General features: G+C 72.3%; 14 protein-coding genes and 1 pseudogene. 10 read left to right on the top strand and 5 right to left on the bottom strand.

The window, feature by feature from the left end; translation table 11 throughout:
• Nucleotides 1-116: 116 nt before the first annotated feature.
• Together AC07BF_RS26855 and AC07BF_RS26850 are read right to left on the bottom strand one after the other, a co-directional pair.
• Nucleotides 117-1,439, bottom strand: a pseudogene (locus AC07BF_RS26855) (MFS transporter); the annotation flags it as partial.
• Between the two features lie 171 nt (nt 1,440-1,610).
• The gene (locus AC07BF_RS26850; RefSeq protein WP_363585635.1) at nt 1,611-2,288 is read right to left on the bottom strand and encodes a TetR/AcrR family transcriptional regulator; all 678 of its coding nucleotides are present in this window, start codon (nt 2,286-2,288) and stop codon (nt 1,611-1,613) included.
• Between the two features lie 237 nt (nt 2,289-2,525).
• Here AC07BF_RS26850 and AC07BF_RS26845 point away from each other — a divergent pair, with 237 nt between their 5' ends.
• Together AC07BF_RS26845 and AC07BF_RS26840 are read left to right on the top strand one after the other, a co-directional pair.
• The gene (locus AC07BF_RS26845; RefSeq protein ID WP_363631382.1) at nt 2,526-3,107 is read left to right on the top strand and encodes a Uma2 family endonuclease; all 582 of its coding nucleotides are present in this window, start codon (nt 2,526-2,528) and stop codon (nt 3,105-3,107) included.
• 120 nt (nt 3,108-3,227) lie between these two features.
• Nucleotides 3,228-4,016, top strand: coding sequence for a VOC family protein (locus tag AC07BF_RS26840; RefSeq protein ID WP_363585633.1), 789 nt, complete (start codon nt 3,228-3,230; stop codon nt 4,014-4,016).
• Between the two features lie 3 nt (nt 4,017-4,019).
• On the opposite strand, the gene AC07BF_RS26835 is transcribed toward AC07BF_RS26840, so the two are convergent.
• Both AC07BF_RS26835 and AC07BF_RS26830 read right to left on the bottom strand, forming a co-directional pair.
• Nucleotides 4,020-4,541, bottom strand: a complete 522-nt coding sequence (locus AC07BF_RS26835) for a hemerythrin domain-containing protein (protein ID WP_363631380.1) — start codon at nt 4,539-4,541, stop codon at nt 4,020-4,022.
• An 80-nt stretch (nt 4,542-4,621) separates the two neighbouring features.
• Nucleotides 4,622-5,218, bottom strand: a complete 597-nt coding sequence (locus tag AC07BF_RS26830; RefSeq protein ID WP_363585631.1) for a TIGR03086 family metal-binding protein — start codon at nt 5,216-5,218, stop codon at nt 4,622-4,624.
• A 183-nt stretch (nt 5,219-5,401) separates the two neighbouring features.
• Here AC07BF_RS26830 and AC07BF_RS26825 point away from each other — a divergent pair, with 183 nt between their 5' ends.
• Both AC07BF_RS26825 and AC07BF_RS26820 read left to right on the top strand, forming a co-directional pair.
• On the top strand, nt 5,402-5,971 hold the full coding sequence (locus AC07BF_RS26825) for a DoxX family protein (RefSeq protein WP_363585630.1): 570 nt from the start codon (nt 5,402-5,404) through the stop codon (nt 5,969-5,971).
• 313 nt (nt 5,972-6,284) lie between these two features.
• Nucleotides 6,285-8,516, top strand: coding sequence for a M9 family metallopeptidase (locus tag AC07BF_RS26820; RefSeq protein ID WP_363585629.1), 2,232 nt, complete (start codon nt 6,285-6,287; stop codon nt 8,514-8,516).
• A 128-nt stretch (nt 8,517-8,644) separates the two neighbouring features.
• On the opposite strand, the gene AC07BF_RS26815 is transcribed toward AC07BF_RS26820, so the two are convergent.
• Complete coding sequence (locus AC07BF_RS26815; protein ID WP_363585628.1) at nt 8,645-9,406, bottom strand: PP2C family protein-serine/threonine phosphatase; 762 nt, start codon at nt 9,404-9,406, stop codon at nt 8,645-8,647.
• A gap of 157 nt (nt 9,407-9,563) precedes the next feature.
• Here AC07BF_RS26815 and AC07BF_RS26810 point away from each other — a divergent pair, with 157 nt between their 5' ends.
• The 6 genes from AC07BF_RS26810 (at nt 9,564) to AC07BF_RS26785 (ending at nt 15,534) form a co-directional block, all read left to right on the top strand.
• Nucleotides 9,564-10,691, top strand: a complete 1,128-nt coding sequence (locus AC07BF_RS26810) for an LLM class flavin-dependent oxidoreductase (protein ID WP_478334026.1) — start codon at nt 9,564-9,566, stop codon at nt 10,689-10,691.
• The gene (locus tag AC07BF_RS26805) at nt 10,688-11,311 is read left to right on the top strand and encodes an FMN reductase (protein WP_478334025.1); all 624 of its coding nucleotides are present in this window, start codon (nt 10,688-10,690) and stop codon (nt 11,309-11,311) included. Before AC07BF_RS26810 ends, AC07BF_RS26805 begins: the two co-directional genes overlap by 4 nt.
• A 309-nt stretch (nt 11,312-11,620) precedes the next feature.
• Nucleotides 11,621-12,664 carry a Dyp-type peroxidase gene (locus AC07BF_RS26800; protein ID WP_363585625.1) on the top strand — a complete coding sequence of 348 codons (1,044 nt, stop codon included), beginning with the start codon at nt 11,621-11,623 and terminating at the stop codon, nt 12,662-12,664.
• 28 nt (nt 12,665-12,692) lie between these two features.
• The gene (locus AC07BF_RS26795) at nt 12,693-13,490 is read left to right on the top strand and encodes a family 1 encapsulin nanocompartment shell protein (protein WP_350884446.1); all 798 of its coding nucleotides are present in this window, start codon (nt 12,693-12,695) and stop codon (nt 13,488-13,490) included.
• Between the two features lie 235 nt (nt 13,491-13,725).
• Entirely contained in the window at nt 13,726-14,511 is a 786-nt protein-coding gene (locus AC07BF_RS26790; RefSeq protein ID WP_363585624.1) for an electron transfer flavoprotein subunit beta/FixA family protein, read from the top strand.
• A gap of 57 nt (nt 14,512-14,568) precedes the next feature.
• Nucleotides 14,569-15,534 (top strand): electron transfer flavoprotein subunit alpha/FixB family protein, encoded by a 966-nt coding sequence (locus tag AC07BF_RS26785; protein WP_478334024.1) that lies wholly within the window; start codon nt 14,569-14,571, stop codon nt 15,532-15,534.
• Nucleotides 15,535-15,554: the final 20 nt, after the last annotated feature.

Raw genomic sequence — 15,554 nt, 5'->3', positions numbered from 1 at the left:
AGGGGGATCGAGGAGCCAACCACCGGCCCCACGAGGAAACCCAGTCTCGTGTTTGGGAATCTTCCCCCACCCCCGGGGAACTAAAGTTTTGGGGCGCCCCCCCCCCCCCCCCCCCCCGCGGCGGCCGCGTGCGAGGCCAGCCAACTGGTGGTGGCACTGGCCGCGATGGTGTTCAGCAGCGCGGTGCCGATGGCGCCGCCGACCTGCTGCGAGGTGTTGACCATCGCCGAGGCGACGCCCGCGTCGCGCGGCTGGACGCCGTGCGTGGCCAGGCTCATCGCCGGCATGAACGCGGTGCCCATGCCGAGGCCCATCAGGACCAGGCCGGGCAGGATCAGCATCGGGTAGGAGGTGTCCAGGCCGATGTTGCTCAGCAGCAGCATGCCGATCGAGGCGACCAGGAAGCCGGGGGCCATCAGGAACCGCGCCGGGACGCGGGTCATCAGCCGGGCGCCGATCTGGGTCGAGCCGGTGATCATGCCCGCCACCATCGGCAGGAACGCGACGCCGGTCAGCACCGGGCTGTAGCCGCGCACGAGCTGCAGGTAGTAGGTCAGGAACAGGAACAGGCCGAACATGCCGATCACGGCCAGGCCGAGCGACAGGTACACCCCGCCGCGGTTGCGGTCCAGCACCACGCGCAGCGGCAGCAGCGGGGCCTTGACCCGGCGCTCCACCAGGACGAACGCGGTCAGCAGCACGGCGGCCGCGACGAACAGCGCCAGCGTGCTGGCGGCCGTCCAGCCGCTGGACTCGGCGCGGGTGAAGCCGTACACCAGCGAGACCAGGCCGGTGGTCACCAGCAGCACGCCGGGGACGTCCAGCCGGTTGCGGTTGCGGCCCTCGGCGGGCTCGCGGATCACCAGGACGGCGCCCGCGGCGGCGACGATGGCGAACGGGACGTTGACGAAGAAGGTCCAGCGCCAGTTCATGTACTCGGTCAGCAGGCCGCCGAGGATCAGGCCGATCGCGCCACCGCCACCGGCGATCGCGCCGTAGATACCGAAGGCCTTGGCGCGCTCCTTGGCCTCGGTGAAGGTCACCGCCAGCAGCGACAGCGCGGCCGGGGCGAGCAGTGCGCCGAACACGCCCTGGAGGGCGCGGGCGCCGAGCAGCATCGCGGTGTTGGCCGCGGCGCCGCCGAGCGCGGAGGCGAGGGCGAAGCCGGCCAGGCCGACCACGAAGGTCCGCTTGCGGCCCCAGAGGTCCGCGATCCGGCCGCCGAACAGCAGCAGGCCGCCGAAGGCCAGCGCGTAGGCGGTGATCACCCACTGGCGGTTGCCGTCGGAGATGCCCAGGTCCCGCTGGGCGGACGGAAGGGCGATGTTCACGATGGTGGCGTCCAGGACGACCATCAGCTGGGCGAGGCCGATGAATATCAGCGCCTTCCAGCGCCGAGGATCGGGCAGCGTCGCCGGTCGGGCGTCGGTTTCAGGCATGGGGGTACTCACTTCACGGTGCGTGGCGTGCGACAAGGGTCGACCGCCGTACGGGGACGGCTGGTCGCCGTACGGGGCGTCGGTGCGGGGCGTGCGGGGATCGGCTCCTGGCGGGCCGGTGGTCGGCCTGGTCCGGAGGGCGGGTCGGTCGGTCGGGGTACCGCTGGTGGGTCAGTGGTGGGGTTGGAAGTCCTCGAAGGTTGCGGCCCGGCCGGGCAGCACCGAACGGGCCGGCGTGCGCAGCCCGTCCAGGAACAGCTGCAGGTGCCGGTGGACGAAGTCGTCGAGCAGTTGGCAGGACGTCCCCGGCAGCGGCCGGGTCAGCTGGCTGATCGCGATGAACAGGTCACCGTGGTCGACGTCCGCCCGCAGTTCACCCGCCGCCCGGGCGCGCTCCATCAGACCGCCCACGGCGGCCGTCAGACGCTCGCGGGCCTCGGTGAGGTCCGGGTCGAACGGGTCGACATGGCTGGTGAACATCGGGCAGAGCGCGCCGAGCTTCTCCGCGACGGTCGCGTGCGCGAACCGCTGCAGGGCGTCGAACGGGACGCCGTCAGGGGCGTCCGCCTCGACCGTCGCCGTCTCGGCGAGGGCCAGGATACGGCTCTTGACGAGCAGTGCCACCTCGCGGACCAGCGCCGAGCGGTCCGGGAAGTTCCGGTACAGCGTGGCGTTGCCGACCCCGGCCCGCTTCGCGATCTCGTCCAGCGGCACGTCCGCGCCGTGCTCGACGAAGGCGTCGCGAGCCGCCAGGACGATCCGCTCCCGGTTGCGGGTCGCGTCAGCGCGCAGCTTGGGCGCACGGACGGTCTCCACGGGTCGGACCGGCTCGGTGGCGGCGGTGGTCACGGCGACTGCTCCTTCAGGATACCGGGGAAGTTCTCCCCGCTTCTGTCTACGAAAGACCAAACGGGGATTCCCTCCCCGGAAATTTCGCCTTTCTATGTGACCTGGGTCACATTTACCCGCTCTGGTGTGACCGGGAGGGCCGGGCGGTGGGCGCTATCGTCGGAATCCAGATGGCCCGTGACCACTTGCCGGTGTGTTCGTTGCACCACAGGGTGCCCAGGCGAAGGAGGAAAGCCCGTGACCGCGATCTCCGACCGCCCGCAGATGCTGCCCGAGGAGTTCGAGGAGTTCGCTCGTCTTCTGGCTCGAACTGCCGAACGCATCCGGCCGGAGCTCATCAACGGGAAGCTGGGGGTCAAGCCCGTGCCAGGCGGCGACCACGGCCGAATGATTCAGTGGCTGCTGCGGATCTGCATTCAGGCTCGGCCTGAGCTCTATCTGCACGATCAGGGGCTGAAGATCCAGGGCTACCGTGGCAGTTTTGCCCGCCCGGACGGCACGTTGGCGCACGCAGACGCCTTCGTCGGCACGGCGGAGTGGGCCGAGACCAGCGGCGTGCTGATGGTCGCCGAGGTCACCTCCTACGACTCCGATACCAATCAGCGGGACCGTGTCGAGAAGCCTCGGGCCTATGCGGAGGCCGGCATCCCCGTCTACCTGTTGATCGACCGCGACTCCGCCGAGGTCACCGTCTACAGCCAGCCCGACGGCGTCCGTTACGAGACCGCGCAGATCCTCCCGTTCGGCAAGACCGTCCACCTCCCCGAGCCGGTGGGGATCTCGCTGGACACCGAGCCGCTCAAGAACTGGGTGCGCTGATCCCGGCCATGCCTCCCGGAACGCGCTACGCCCTTCGGCCTAGGCTGTGGGCGTCCCGGGCGGCCGGTGGGCCGTGGGAGTCGGGAGGGGCCCGGCGGCCGGGTGGCGAGGAGGTCCGCGATGGGCAGCGGTGAGACCGCCGAGGTGCGCTGCGTGGCGGCCGTTCCGTGCTGGGTGAGCCTGACGGCCCGGGACCTGGAGGGGGCGAAGGCGTTCTACGGGCCGCTGCTCGGCTGGGAGTTCGAGCCGGGGCCGGACCGCTTCGGCCCGTACCTGCATGCGGTGACCGGCGGGGAGGCGGTGGCCGGGCTGGGGGTCGCGGGCAGCGACTGGGCGATGCCGGTGGCGTGGACCAGCTACTTCGGCACGGAGAGCGCGGACGAGGCCGCCGACGCGGTGCGCGAGCGCGGCGCGACCCTGGCGGTGGGCCCGCTGGCCTTCGACGCCGGGCGGGTGGCCTTCGCGGCGGACCCGGCCGGGGCGGTGTTCGGCATCTGGGAGGGCCCGCTGGGCCGGGCCCGGCGGCTGGACCTGCCGGGCGCACCGGTCTGGATCGAGCTGCGCACGCCGGACCCGTTCGCGGCGGCCCTGTTCTACGGGCAGGTGTTCCGCTGGGACGGCCGTGACCCGGAGCGGTTCGACGTCCGCTGGGAGCACGACCGGGTGGTGCTGCGGGCGGAGGGCCACAGCGTCGCCGCACTGGCGAGGGAGCAGGCGGGCGGTGCGGCGGGGCTGCCGCCGCACTGGGAGGTGTCCTTCGCGGTCCCGGACGCGGACCGGGCGCTGGCCCGGGCCGTGGAGCTGGGCGGTTCGGCGGTGGGAGCCGCCTTCGACTCCCCGTACGGGCGGGTGGCCCGGTTGCAGGACCGGGAGGGCGGCCGCTTCGCGGTGATCAGCCCGAAGAACTGAGGCTCACGGCTCGGCGGTGCCTGCCTCGGCGGTGCCTGCCTCGGCGGGCCCGGTGGCCTCGGCGTCTTCGGCGTCTTCGGCGGTTTCCGCGCGTTCGGCCCGCAGCCGGTCGCCGAGCGCGGCTCGGGTGGTGGCCGGCAGGGCCTTGCGGGCGGCCGGGAAGAGCTGCTTCTCCTCGACGGCGAGGTGGCGCCGCAGGGTGTCGGCGAGGCCGCGCAGCAGGGTGTCGAAGGCCGGGTCGGCCGGGCCGAGCCCCTGGAGGTCGGAGAGGTACTGCCCGATCGCCAGGTGCTCGTGGATGCTGCCGAACACCAGCGCCCCGCCGTCCGGCACGTCGTGCTGCACGAGCGGGAAGAGGTGTTCCTCCTCGGCCGCGCAGTGGGTGAACAGCAGGTCGGTCAGCCGGGCCAGCAGGTCGGTGCGCTCGGCGGCGCCGGTGGGTGCCTGCTCGATCCGGTCGAGCAGCTCGGTGACCGCCCGGTGGTCGGCGGTGAACTCGCCGAGGATGTCCGGCCTGCGGCTCATGGCGTGCCCGCCTCTCGCACGGATCGCGGCCCCCGCTCCTTCCAGTATCCGGCGTCCGGCACCACGCCGGTCGCCGCAGGTCAGGGCCGGTCGCGCCGCCCGGTGAGGGCGAGCAGGCGGGTCTGCGGACCGGCGTCGTCGGGGACGGGCAGGGGCGGGTCGAACAGGCCGCTCCCGGAGAGGTCCCCGTAGCCGGCGAACTCGCCGAGGGCGAAGTCGACGAGTTCTGCCGGGAGCCGGGTGTGCCGTCCGATGGCTTCGGCGAGGTCCCAGCTGTGGATGACCAGGTCGGTGGTGAGCTGGTCCAGGTAGTACTGCCCGGAGACGTCCCCGAAGGAGAGGTGGACGGTGAGTTCGGTGGCGCCGGGGACGGCGAAGGCGTCCCGGGCGGCGTCGGCGGCTTCCGTCCAGGTGGTGACCGGGTCGTCGCCGAGGACGTCGCCGTCGAAGCGGCCGCCGACCTCGGAGATGGTGGCGCCCATCAGCAGTTCGGGGATCCACAGCTGTTCGCCGGTGAGGTGGTTGACGAGCTCGCGGACGGACCAGCCGGCGCACGGGGTGGGGGCGTCCCACTGGCGGGGGGTGATCAGCCGGACGCGTTCGCCGAAGGCGGCGAGGGCCTCGGGGTAGGGCGTGCCGGGTTTCGCGGTCCGCCGGTGCTGCCTGCGTTGAGCCATGTCTCCACCCTGCCCCGGGCGGGGTCCGGCCCGCGAGTTGTCCACGATGCGTCAGTTGTTCAAATTCGAACTCCAAGGTACGGTCGAGGAGTGGCCGGTTCAAATTTGAACAACAGTCGCGGGGCGACCCGCCCGGCCGCGCCACCACACCCCTACGACCGATCCCGATCGATGGAGACGCGCATGCCGAGCAGCAGCCCGAGCACGACCGCCCCCACCACCACCGTCCTCCCGGGCCGGGTGACCCCCGACTCCGCGACGACCTCCCCGCACGCCTACGACGCCGGACTCCTGCTCCTGCGCCTGGCCCTCGGCCTGACCATGGCCGCGCACGGCAGCCAGAAGCTGTTCGGCTGGTTCGGCGGCGGCGGGATCGACGGCACCGGTCAGTTCTTCACCATGAGCGGCTACCCGGCGGGCAACGCCATGGCCGTGGTCGCGGGCCTCACCGAGACGCTCGGCGGACTCGCCCTCGCCGTCGGCCTGCTGACCCCGCTGGCGGGCGCCGCGATCGTCGGCACGATGGTCAACGCGATCGCCGTCACCTGGGGCGGCGGCTTCTTCGCCCCGAAGGGCAGCGAGTACGAGCTGCTCCTCACGGCGGGTGCCGCCGCGCTCGCCCTGACCGGCCCGGGCCGCTACGCCGTGGACCGCTTCCTGCCGGTGCTGCGCGCGCACCGGCTGGCGTACGGCGCGGCGGCGGTTCTGGTCGGCCTGGTGACGGCCGGCGTGATCCTGCTGCTGCGGAAGTAGTCGAGCGGGGCGTCAACCCCCAAACGCAGGGGCCGTGGTGGCGATTCGCCATCACGGCCCCTGCGTCGTTCCCCCGCCAATCGCTCACATGAGCGGGGCTATCCAACGTCATGTGATGTGTGCCATGGTACATGTCACACTCCCCACCGTGTGCACGACGGAGCCGCCCACGAGGCGCCGTCGCCAACGGTCCTCACCACCCCACCGGCCGCACCCCCAATGCGGCCGACGACGGCCCGGAGGCCCCCACGTGAGTTCCGCGCGTCTGCTGCGACTCCCACAGCTGGCAAGGCTGTTAGTACTCGCCCTGACCATGTTCCTGACGATCGGCCTGTTCGCCCCGCAGAGCAAGGCCGCCCCCGCCGCCGCCCCCGGCGGCGGCGCGTCCGCCCCCACCACCCCCGCCGGACCGGCGCCGCAGCCCGCCGCCGGCGCCCCCGAACGCGGCCACACCGACCGGCAGTTCGCCTCTGCCGACCAGCGAGCCCCGCTCCCGCTCGACACTCGGCCGGCCGAGGCCCGGCCGACCGCCAAGGCCTTCGCCCTCGGCGCGGCGGCCGCACAGCCCTGCAATGTCGGCGACTTCACCGGCCGGACGGGCGGCGACCTGGTCCAGCACATCAAGGCCGCCGACATCCAGTGCATCAACGGGCTCTTCCAGCTCACCGGCGCGGACGCGAGGGGCGCGTTCCGTGAGGAGCAGATGACCACCGTGGCGTACGCGCTGCGCGACGCGTCCGGCAGCTACCCGGGCGACAACTCGACCTCCGTCGAGCAACTGGTGCTGTACCTGCGCGCCGGGTACTTCGCGCAGTGGTACCACAAGGACGACGTCGGCACCTACGGCACCGCCCTCCAGACGGCGATCCGCTCCGGGCTGGACGCCTTCTTCGGCGGCGCGCACGTGCGGGACGTCGCCGCGGGCAACGCGCCCATCCTGGGCGAGGCCGTCACCCTGATCGACAGCGCGCAGGAGAACATCCGCTACCTCCCGGTGGTCAAGCAGCTGCTGAACGACTACAACAGCGCCACCTGGAACCCGGCCGGCATGGCCTGGGCGGTGAACCCGGTCTTCACGGTGCTGTTCCGCGGCCACCAGGTGACCGGCTTCGACGCGGCGGTCGAGGCCGACCCGAGCGTGCTGGACGCGCTGTCCGGCTTCGCGACCCGCAACAACGACCAGCTCGGCGGCGACTTCGGCGTGCTGGTCTACAACGCGGCCAAGGAGCTGACCCGCTTCCTGAAGGACACGGCGCTCCAGCCCAAGGTCCGTCCGCTCGCCAAGTCGCTGGTCGCGCAGTCCGCGCCGAACGGTCGCACCGTCTACCAGTGGGCCGCGGTCGCGGACGGGGTCGGCTACTACGACGCCGCCAACTGCGCCTACTACGGCACCTGCAACGCCTCCGACCAGCTCAAGGCGGGCGTGCTGACGGTCAACTACACCTGCAGCCCGAGCATCAAGCTGATCGCCCAGGCGCTGGACAACACCCAGCTGGGCACCGCCTGCACCAGCCTCACCGGCCAGGACGCGTACTTCCACTCGGTGGTGCGCGACAACGGTCCGGTCAAGGACGACAGCAACACCACGATCGAGGTCGTGGTCTTCCACTCCTCCTTGGACTACCAGGTGCTGGCCGCGGCCATCTACGGCATCGACACCAACAACGGCGGCATGTACCTGGAGGGCGACCCGGCCAAGGCCGGCAACCAGCCGCGCTTCCTCTGCTACGAGGCCGAGTGGGCCCGCCCGTCGTTCGAGATCTGGAACCTCAACCACGAGTACACCCACTACCTCGACGGCCGGTTCGACATGTACGGCGACTTCAACGCCGGCATGACCACCCCGACCGTCTGGTGGGTCGAGGGCTTCGCCGAGTACATCTCGTACTCGTACCGCAAGGTGACCAACGACGCCGCCATCGCGGCGGCCGCCCAGCACACCTACAAGCTGAGCGACCTCTTCGACACCGCCTACGGTGACCAGGACCGGGTCTACCGCTGGGGCTACCTCGCCGTCCGCTACATGCTGGAGCAGCACCGCGGCGACCTGGACTCCGTCCTCGCCAAGTACCGCGCGGGCGACTGGGCCGGCGCCCGCACCCTGCTCAAGACCACCATCGGCACCCGCTACGACGCCGGCTTCGACAGCTGGCTGACGGCGTGCGCCAACGGCGCCTGCGCCTCCGGCGGTGGCACGCCCACCCAGCCGCAGCTGCCGGAGTGCGCCGGCACCGACATCCGCAAGCTGGACGCCAACTGCGCCCGCAGCAACATCGCGGCGACCACCGGCAACTACGCGCACTTCTACCTCCTGGTGCCGGCCGGCACCAAGCAGGTGAAGGTCACCACCAGCGGCGGCACCGGCAACGGCGACCTCTACTACAACCCGGCCTCCTGGGCGTACACCGACGCCAGCACGGCGCACTCGGCGGGGCCGGACAACTCCGAGACCCTGACGATCACCAACCCGCCGGCCGGCTACGTCTACTTCAGCCTCTACGCCCAGCAGGGCTTCAGCGGGGTGAGCGTCACGAGCGAACTCTGACCGGACGCTCGTCGAGCGACCGAACACGGACAGGTGACCGCCCCGGCGGAGCGCTTCGGCGCCCCGCCGGGGCGGGTCCGTTCCCGTCGGCGGCCAGGTGTACTGACCACGGAGGTCGGTGACAGGGCCTATTCGCCGATCCGGACCAGCGCCAGGGTGATGTTGTCCGGCCCGCCGGCCGCGATCGCCGCCTTCCAGAGCTCGAACGCGGCCCTCCCGTCGGCGCGGTCGGAGCCGTCGTGCGGCCGGGCGAGCAGCGCGGCCAGCTCCTCCTCCGGCACCGGGTCGGTCAGGCCGTCGCTGCACACCAGGTAGCGGTCGCCGGCGGCCAGCGGTGCGGCGCGCACGTGCGGCTCGACGAAGGTCAGTCCGAGCGAGCCGCCCAGGGTCTGGGTGACCACCGAGGTGGTGCGCCGGCCGGGCGGCAGCGGCGGGCTGTCGTCCACGCTCACCCGGCGCAGCCCGTCCGGGGTGACCTGGTAGACCCGGCTGTCGCCCACGTTGAAGGCCACCGCCCGGTCGGGCAGCAGTACCAGGCCGGCCACCGTGGTGCCCATCGCGGCCAGCTCGGGTTCGCCGGCGGCGGCCGCGTACACCGCCCGGTTGCACTCCTGGAGTTCCTCCCGGACGGCCTCCTCGCCGTCCAGTCCGGTGCCGTCGGCGGCCAGCCGGCGGGCCACCAGGGCGCTGGCGACCTCGCCGCCGGGGTGGCCGCCCAGGCCGTCCGCCACGGCGACCACGCAGGGCGGGCCGAGCGGGAACAGCAGGGTCTGCGGGTTGCCGGTCACGGTGGCGCAGAGTGTCCACGGCCCGACCGTGAGGCTGTCCTCGTTGTGCTGCCGCACCAGGCCCTCGTGGCTCAGCGCGCTCACCGCGATGTACGTCGCCATCGGTTCGCCGCCCTTCCGGAGCCCCCCCTCAATTGTGGGCGGGAATAACGATCCGCACCCGGGTGCTAAGGTGGTTGAAAGTTTAACGATCTGCCCCGAGAGCCCCGTGCGCCCCGAGCGCCCGGGCGAGGGGCCGACCTGGAGTGTGGTGAGCAGCATGCAGTTCGGAATCTTCACCGTCGGCGACGTCACCCCCGACCCGACCACCGGCCGCACCCCGAGCGAGCACGAGCGGATCAAGGCCATGGTGGCCATCGCGCGCAAGGCCGAGGAGGTCGGCCTCGACGTCTTCGCGACCGGCGAGCACCACAACCCGCCGTTCGTCCCGTCCTCGCCGACGACCATGCTCGGCTACATCGCCGCGCAGACCGACCGCATCATCCTCTCCACCTCGACCACGCTGATCACCACCAACGACCCGGTGAAGATCGCCGAGGACTTCGCGATGCTCCAGCACCTCGCCGACGGCCGGGTGGACCTCATGATGGGCCGCGGCAACACCGGCCCGGTCTACCCGTGGTTCGGCAAGGACATCCGCCAGGGCATCCCGCTCGCGATCGAGAACTACGCGCTGCTGCACCAGCTGTGGCGCGAGGAGGTGGTGGACTGGCAGGGCCGCTTCCGCACCCCGCTGCAGTCCTTCACCTCCACCCCGCGCCCGCTGGACGGCGTCGCGCCGTTCGTCTGGCACGGCTCGATCCGCAGCCCGGAGATCGCCGAACAGGCCGCCTACTACGGGGACGGCTTCTTCGCGAACAACATCTTCTGGCCCAAGGAGCACTTCCAGAAGCTGATCGCCCTCTACCGCGAGCGCTACGCCCACTACGGCCACGGCACGCCCGAGCAGGCGTACGTCGGCCTCGGCGGGCAGGTGTTCATGCGGCGCAACTCGCAGGACGCGGTGCGGGAGTTCCGCCCGTACTTCGACAACGCGCCGGTGTACGGGCACGGGCCCTCGCTGGAGGAGTTCACCGAGCAGACCCCGCTGACCGTGGGCAGCCCGCAGGAGGTCATCGAGAAGACGCTGGCCTTCCGCGAGTCCTTCGGCGACTACCAGCGCCAGCTGTTCCTGATGGACCACGCCGGCCTGCCGCTGAAGACCGTGCTGGAGCAGCTGGACCTGCTCGGCGAGGAGGTCGTACCGGTGCTGCGCGAGGAGTTCGCCAGGAACCGCCCGGCCGCGGTGCCGGACGGGCCGACGCACGCCGCGCGGGTCGCGGCCCGCGACGAGGAGTCCGCCGACGGGAAGTCCGCCGACGGGGAGATCGTGGAGGTGGCCAAGTGAGCGCGTACCGGCTGGTGGTGGTGAGCGCCGGGCTGAGCAAGCCGTCCTCGACCCGGCTGCTGGCCCACCGCCTCTCCGAATCGACGATCCGTCAACTGTCCGATGACGGACGGCAGGTGGACGTCACGGTGGTCGAACTGCGCGACCTGGCCACGGAGATCGCCCACCACTTCGTCACCGGCTTCCCCGGCGCGGCGCTGCGCGGGGCGATCGACGCGGTGACCGGGGCGGACGCGGTGATCGCGGTGACACCGATCTTCACCGCCTCCTACAGCGGCCTGTTCAAGTCCTTCTTCGACCTGGTCGACCACGACGCGCTCACCGGCAAGCCGGTGCTGATCGCCGCCACCGGCGGCACGCCCCGGCACTCGCTCGCCCTGGAGCACGCCGTCCGGCCACTGTTCAGCTACCTGCGCGCGGTGGTGGTGCCGACCGCCGTCTACGCGGCCACCGACGACTGGGGCACGGCGGGGGACGGGCTCACCGACGGCCTCCCGGGCCGGATCGACCGCGCGGCGGGCGAACTGGCGGCACTGCTGGCCGGCCGCGGCCCGGCGGCGCCGGCGCTGCCCGAACAGGTGGTGCCGTTCGCCGAGCAGCTGGCGGCCCTGCGGGTCTGACAGCCGGGGTGGAAGGGGCGGGCGCGTGACGGCGCGTCCACCCCTTCCGCGTGCCCACCGGCCGCGGGCGCCCCCGAACGGCCTCGGCGGACGGCGCGTCCGGGAGGGCCGTTCGGGGGAGTGCCGCCCGCGCCGAATGGTCCGCTATGGGGTGTAATCGTACGCATGATCAGATGTCCGTTGGTCCGTCACGCCGCTGGTCCGTCACACCGTCGGCCCGCCCGGTCGGCGGCAGCCGCGGCACGCTGACCACCGGCCATGAGCGGGACGCCGCCCGGCCTCCCGCGCCACCGTGGAGGAACCCTCGCCATGCAGGCCGAACCGCAAGCCGTGCTCTCCCCGCTGACCAGCGCGGCGGTCTTCCTGGTCCTCACCGTCGAGCCCGGCGGCGAGGACGCCGTCCGCGACCTGCTGCCCGACCTCGCCGGGCTGCGCCGCGCGGTCGGCTTCCGGGTCCCCGAGGGGGGCCTCACCTGCGTCACCGGCGTCGGCTCGGACGCCTGGGACCGGCTCTTCGACGGCCCCAGGCCGGCCGGCCTGCACCCCTTCCGGGAGGTGGCCGGCACCCGTCACCGGGCCCCGGCCACCCCCGGTGACCTGCTGCTGCACCTGCGGGCCGCCCGGATGGACCTCTGCTTCGAGCTGGCCGGCCAGCTCACCGGCCGGCTGGCCGGGGCGGCCACCGTGGTGGACTCCGTCCAGGGCTTCAAGTACTTCGACGACCGGGACCTGCTCGGCTTCGTCGACGGCACCGAGAACCCCGAGGGCCGGGCCGCCGAGACCGCCGCCGTGGTCGGCGCCGAGGACCCGGACTTCACCGGCGGCAGCTACGTCATCGTCCAGAAGTACCTGCACGACCTGGACGCGTGGAACGCGCTGAGCGTCGAGGACCAGGAGCGGGCGGTCGGCCGCACCAAGCTCACCGACATCGAGCTCGACGACGCCGTCAAACCGGCCGACTCGCACGTCGCGCTCAGCACCGTGACCGGGCCGGACGGCGAGGAACGGAAGATCGTCCGCTACAACATGGCCTTCGGCTCGTTCGACCGCGGCGGCGAGTTCGGCACCTACTTCATCGGCTACGCGCGCGATCCCGAGGTGACCGAGGAGATGCTGCGCAACATGTTCGTGGGCCGCCCGCCCGGCACCACCGACCGGCTGCTCGACTTCTCCACCGCCGCCACCGGCTCGCTGTTCTTCGTCCCGACCGCCGACTTCCTCGACGCCCCGCCGCCCGCGCCATCGGCGCCCCCGGTGCGGTCGGCGCCGCCCGCGCCGCCCGCTCCACCCGCGCCGAGTACTCCCCCCGCGACCGGCTCACTCGGCATCGGCAGCCTGCGCGGCACGCCCTGAACCGGACCTCCCGACAAGGACCCGCACCATGAACAACCTGCACCGCGACCTCGCCCCCGTCTCCGCCGCAGCCTGGGCGGAGATCGAGGAGGAGGCCCGCCAGACCTTCAAGCTCCACATCGCCGGCCGCCGCGTGGTCGACCTGAACGGCCCCGACGGCTCCACCCTCGCCGCCGTCGGCACCGGCCACCTGACCGGCATCGAACCGCCCGCCGACGGCGTCCAGGCCCACGCCCGCGCCGCCCAGCCGGTGGTCGAGCTGCGCGTCCCCTTCACCGTCCGCCGCGAGGCCGTCGACGACGTCGAGCGCGGCTCCCGCGACTCCGACTGGCAGCCGGTGAAGGACGCCGCCCGCACCATCGCCCTCGCCGAGGACCGCGCCGTCTTCGAGGGCTACCGCGCCGCCGCCATCGAGGGCATCCGAGCCGGCTCCACCAACCCGCCGGTCCAGCTCCCCGAGGACGTCCGCGAGTACCCCGAGGCGGTCAGCCGCGCCCTCACCGCGCTGCGCCTGGCCGGCGTCGGCGGCCCCTACTCGCTCCTGCTCGGCGCGGACACCTTCACCGCCGTCAACGAGACCAGCGACCACGGCTACCCCGTCCACAACCACCTCGCCCGCCTCCTCGACGGGGACATCATCTGGGCCCCCGCCATCGAGGGCGCGCTCCTCCTGTCCACCCGGGGCGGCGACTTCGAACTCTTCCTCGGCCAGGACGTCTCCGTCGGCTACCTCTCCCACGACGCCGACACCGTGCGGCTCTACCTCCAGGAGTCCCTCACCTTCCGCGTCTACACGGGAGAGGCCGCCGTGGTGCTGGCCGCCTGAGGGCGTCCTGAGGCCCAGCACACACCGGGAAGGGTACTGAGTTCCTTTACCAGGGGTACTGAGTGCCGTATCCTCTTCACGGAGCCTCCGACACCAGTCGAAGAGCGCCGACACGGTATGCCGGTCCAGGTGGCGCCCACGGCGCGCAGGGCGCGGCCGGGCCGGGATTGGCACTCAGTACCCTCGGCATGACGTGAGGCCATCGACCAGCGCGACCGTGACAGGAGAACCACTCATGAGCTTGAGGATCGTCGTCTGTGTGAAGTACGTGCCGGACGCGACGGGTGACCGTCGGTTCGCGGACGACCACACCACCGACCGGGAGGGTGTGGACGGCCTCCTGTCGGAGCTCGACGAGTACGGCGTGGAGCAGGCGCTGCGGATCGCGGCGGCGAACGAGGGCGCCGAGGTGACGGTGCTGACGGTCGGGCCGGACGACGCGAAGGACGCGCTGCGCAAGGCGCTGTCGATGGGTGCGGACAAGGCCGTGCACGTGAACGACGAGGACATCCACGGTTCGGATGTGATCGGGACGTCGGCGGTGCTGGCGAAGGCGCTGGAGAAGACCGGGTTCGACCTGGTGATCGGTGGGATGGCGTCGACGGACGGTTCGATGGGTGTGCTGCCGGCGCTGCTGGCGGAGCGCCTCGGTGTGGCGCAGGTGACGCTGCTGTCGGAGGTGTCGGTCGAGGGCGGTGTGGTGCGGGGCCGTCGTGACGGTGACGCGGCGACGGAGCTGGTGGAGGCGGCGCTGCCGGCGGTGGTGTCGGTGACGGACCAGTCGGGTGAGGCCCGGTACCCGTCGTTCAAGGGGATCATGGCGGCGAAGAAGAAGCCGGTCCAGTCGCTGGATCTGGACGATCTGGGCATCGAGGCCGACGAGGTCGGTCTGGCGGGTGCGTGGACGGCGGTGGAGTCGGTGGCGGCGCGTCCGGCGCGGACCGCGGGCACGGTCGTCAAGGACGAGGGCGAGGGCGGCAGGCAGCTCGCCGGCTTCCTCGCCGACCAGAAGTTCATCTGAGCCGGCCCGGCCGAGCCACCCACCCCCTGCCACAGCGAAACACGGAGACATTGAGCAATGGCTGAGATTCTCGTCCTGGTGGACCACGCCGACGGTGCGGTCCGCAAGCCGGCCCTCGAACTGCTGACCCTGGCCCGCCGGATCGGCGAGCCGTCCGCGGTCGTGCTCGGCGCCGGCGCCGGTGCCGCCGCCGACCTCGCGGCCAAGGCCGCCGAGTACGGCGCGGCCAAGGTGTACGTCGCCGACGGCGCGGAGTTCACCGACCAGCTGGTCGTCCCGAAGGTGGACGCCCTTACCCAGATCGCCAAGGCCAACGACGCCGCCGCCGTCCTGGTCACCTCCTCCGGCGAGGGCAAGGAGGTCGCCGCCCGCGTCGCACTGCGGCTGGGCTCCGGCATCATCACCGACGCCATCGACCTGCGTGCGGGCGACAGCGGCCCGATCGCCACCCAGTCGGTGTTCGCCGCCTCGTACACCGTCGACTCGCGCGTCAGCAACGGCGTGCCGGTCATCACCGTCAAGCCGAACGCGGTGGCCCCCGAGGCCGTTGCGGGCGCGGGCGCGGTGGAGAACGTGGCGGTGGAGTTCACCGGCAACGCGGCCAAGGTCACCTCGCGCACCCCGCGGGTCTCGACCGGCCGTCCGGAGCTGACCGAGGCCGCGATCGTGGTCTCGGGCGGCCGTGGCGTCGGTGAGGCGGCCGGCTTCGGCGTCGTCGAGGAGCTCGCGGACGTGCTGGGCGCGGCCGTCGGCGCCTCGCGTGCCGCCGTCGACGCGGGCTGGTACCCGCACAGCAACCAGGTCGGCCAGACCGGCAAGCAGGTCTCGCCGCAGCTGTACGTGGCCAACGGCATCTCCGGCGCCATCCAGCACCGGGCGGGCATGCAGACCTCGAAGACCATCGTGGCCGTCAACAAGGACCCGGAGGCCCCGATCTTCGAGCTGGCGGACTACGGCGTGGTCGGCGACCTGTTCGCCGTGCTGCCGCAGCTGACCGCCGAGGTGAAGGCCCGCAAGGGCTGATCCCCGCACACGGCAGTGGG

It is taken from the genome of Kitasatospora sp. NPDC043950, assembly GCF_056435345.1.
This window is presented reverse-complemented; position numbering and strand designations above follow the sequence as displayed.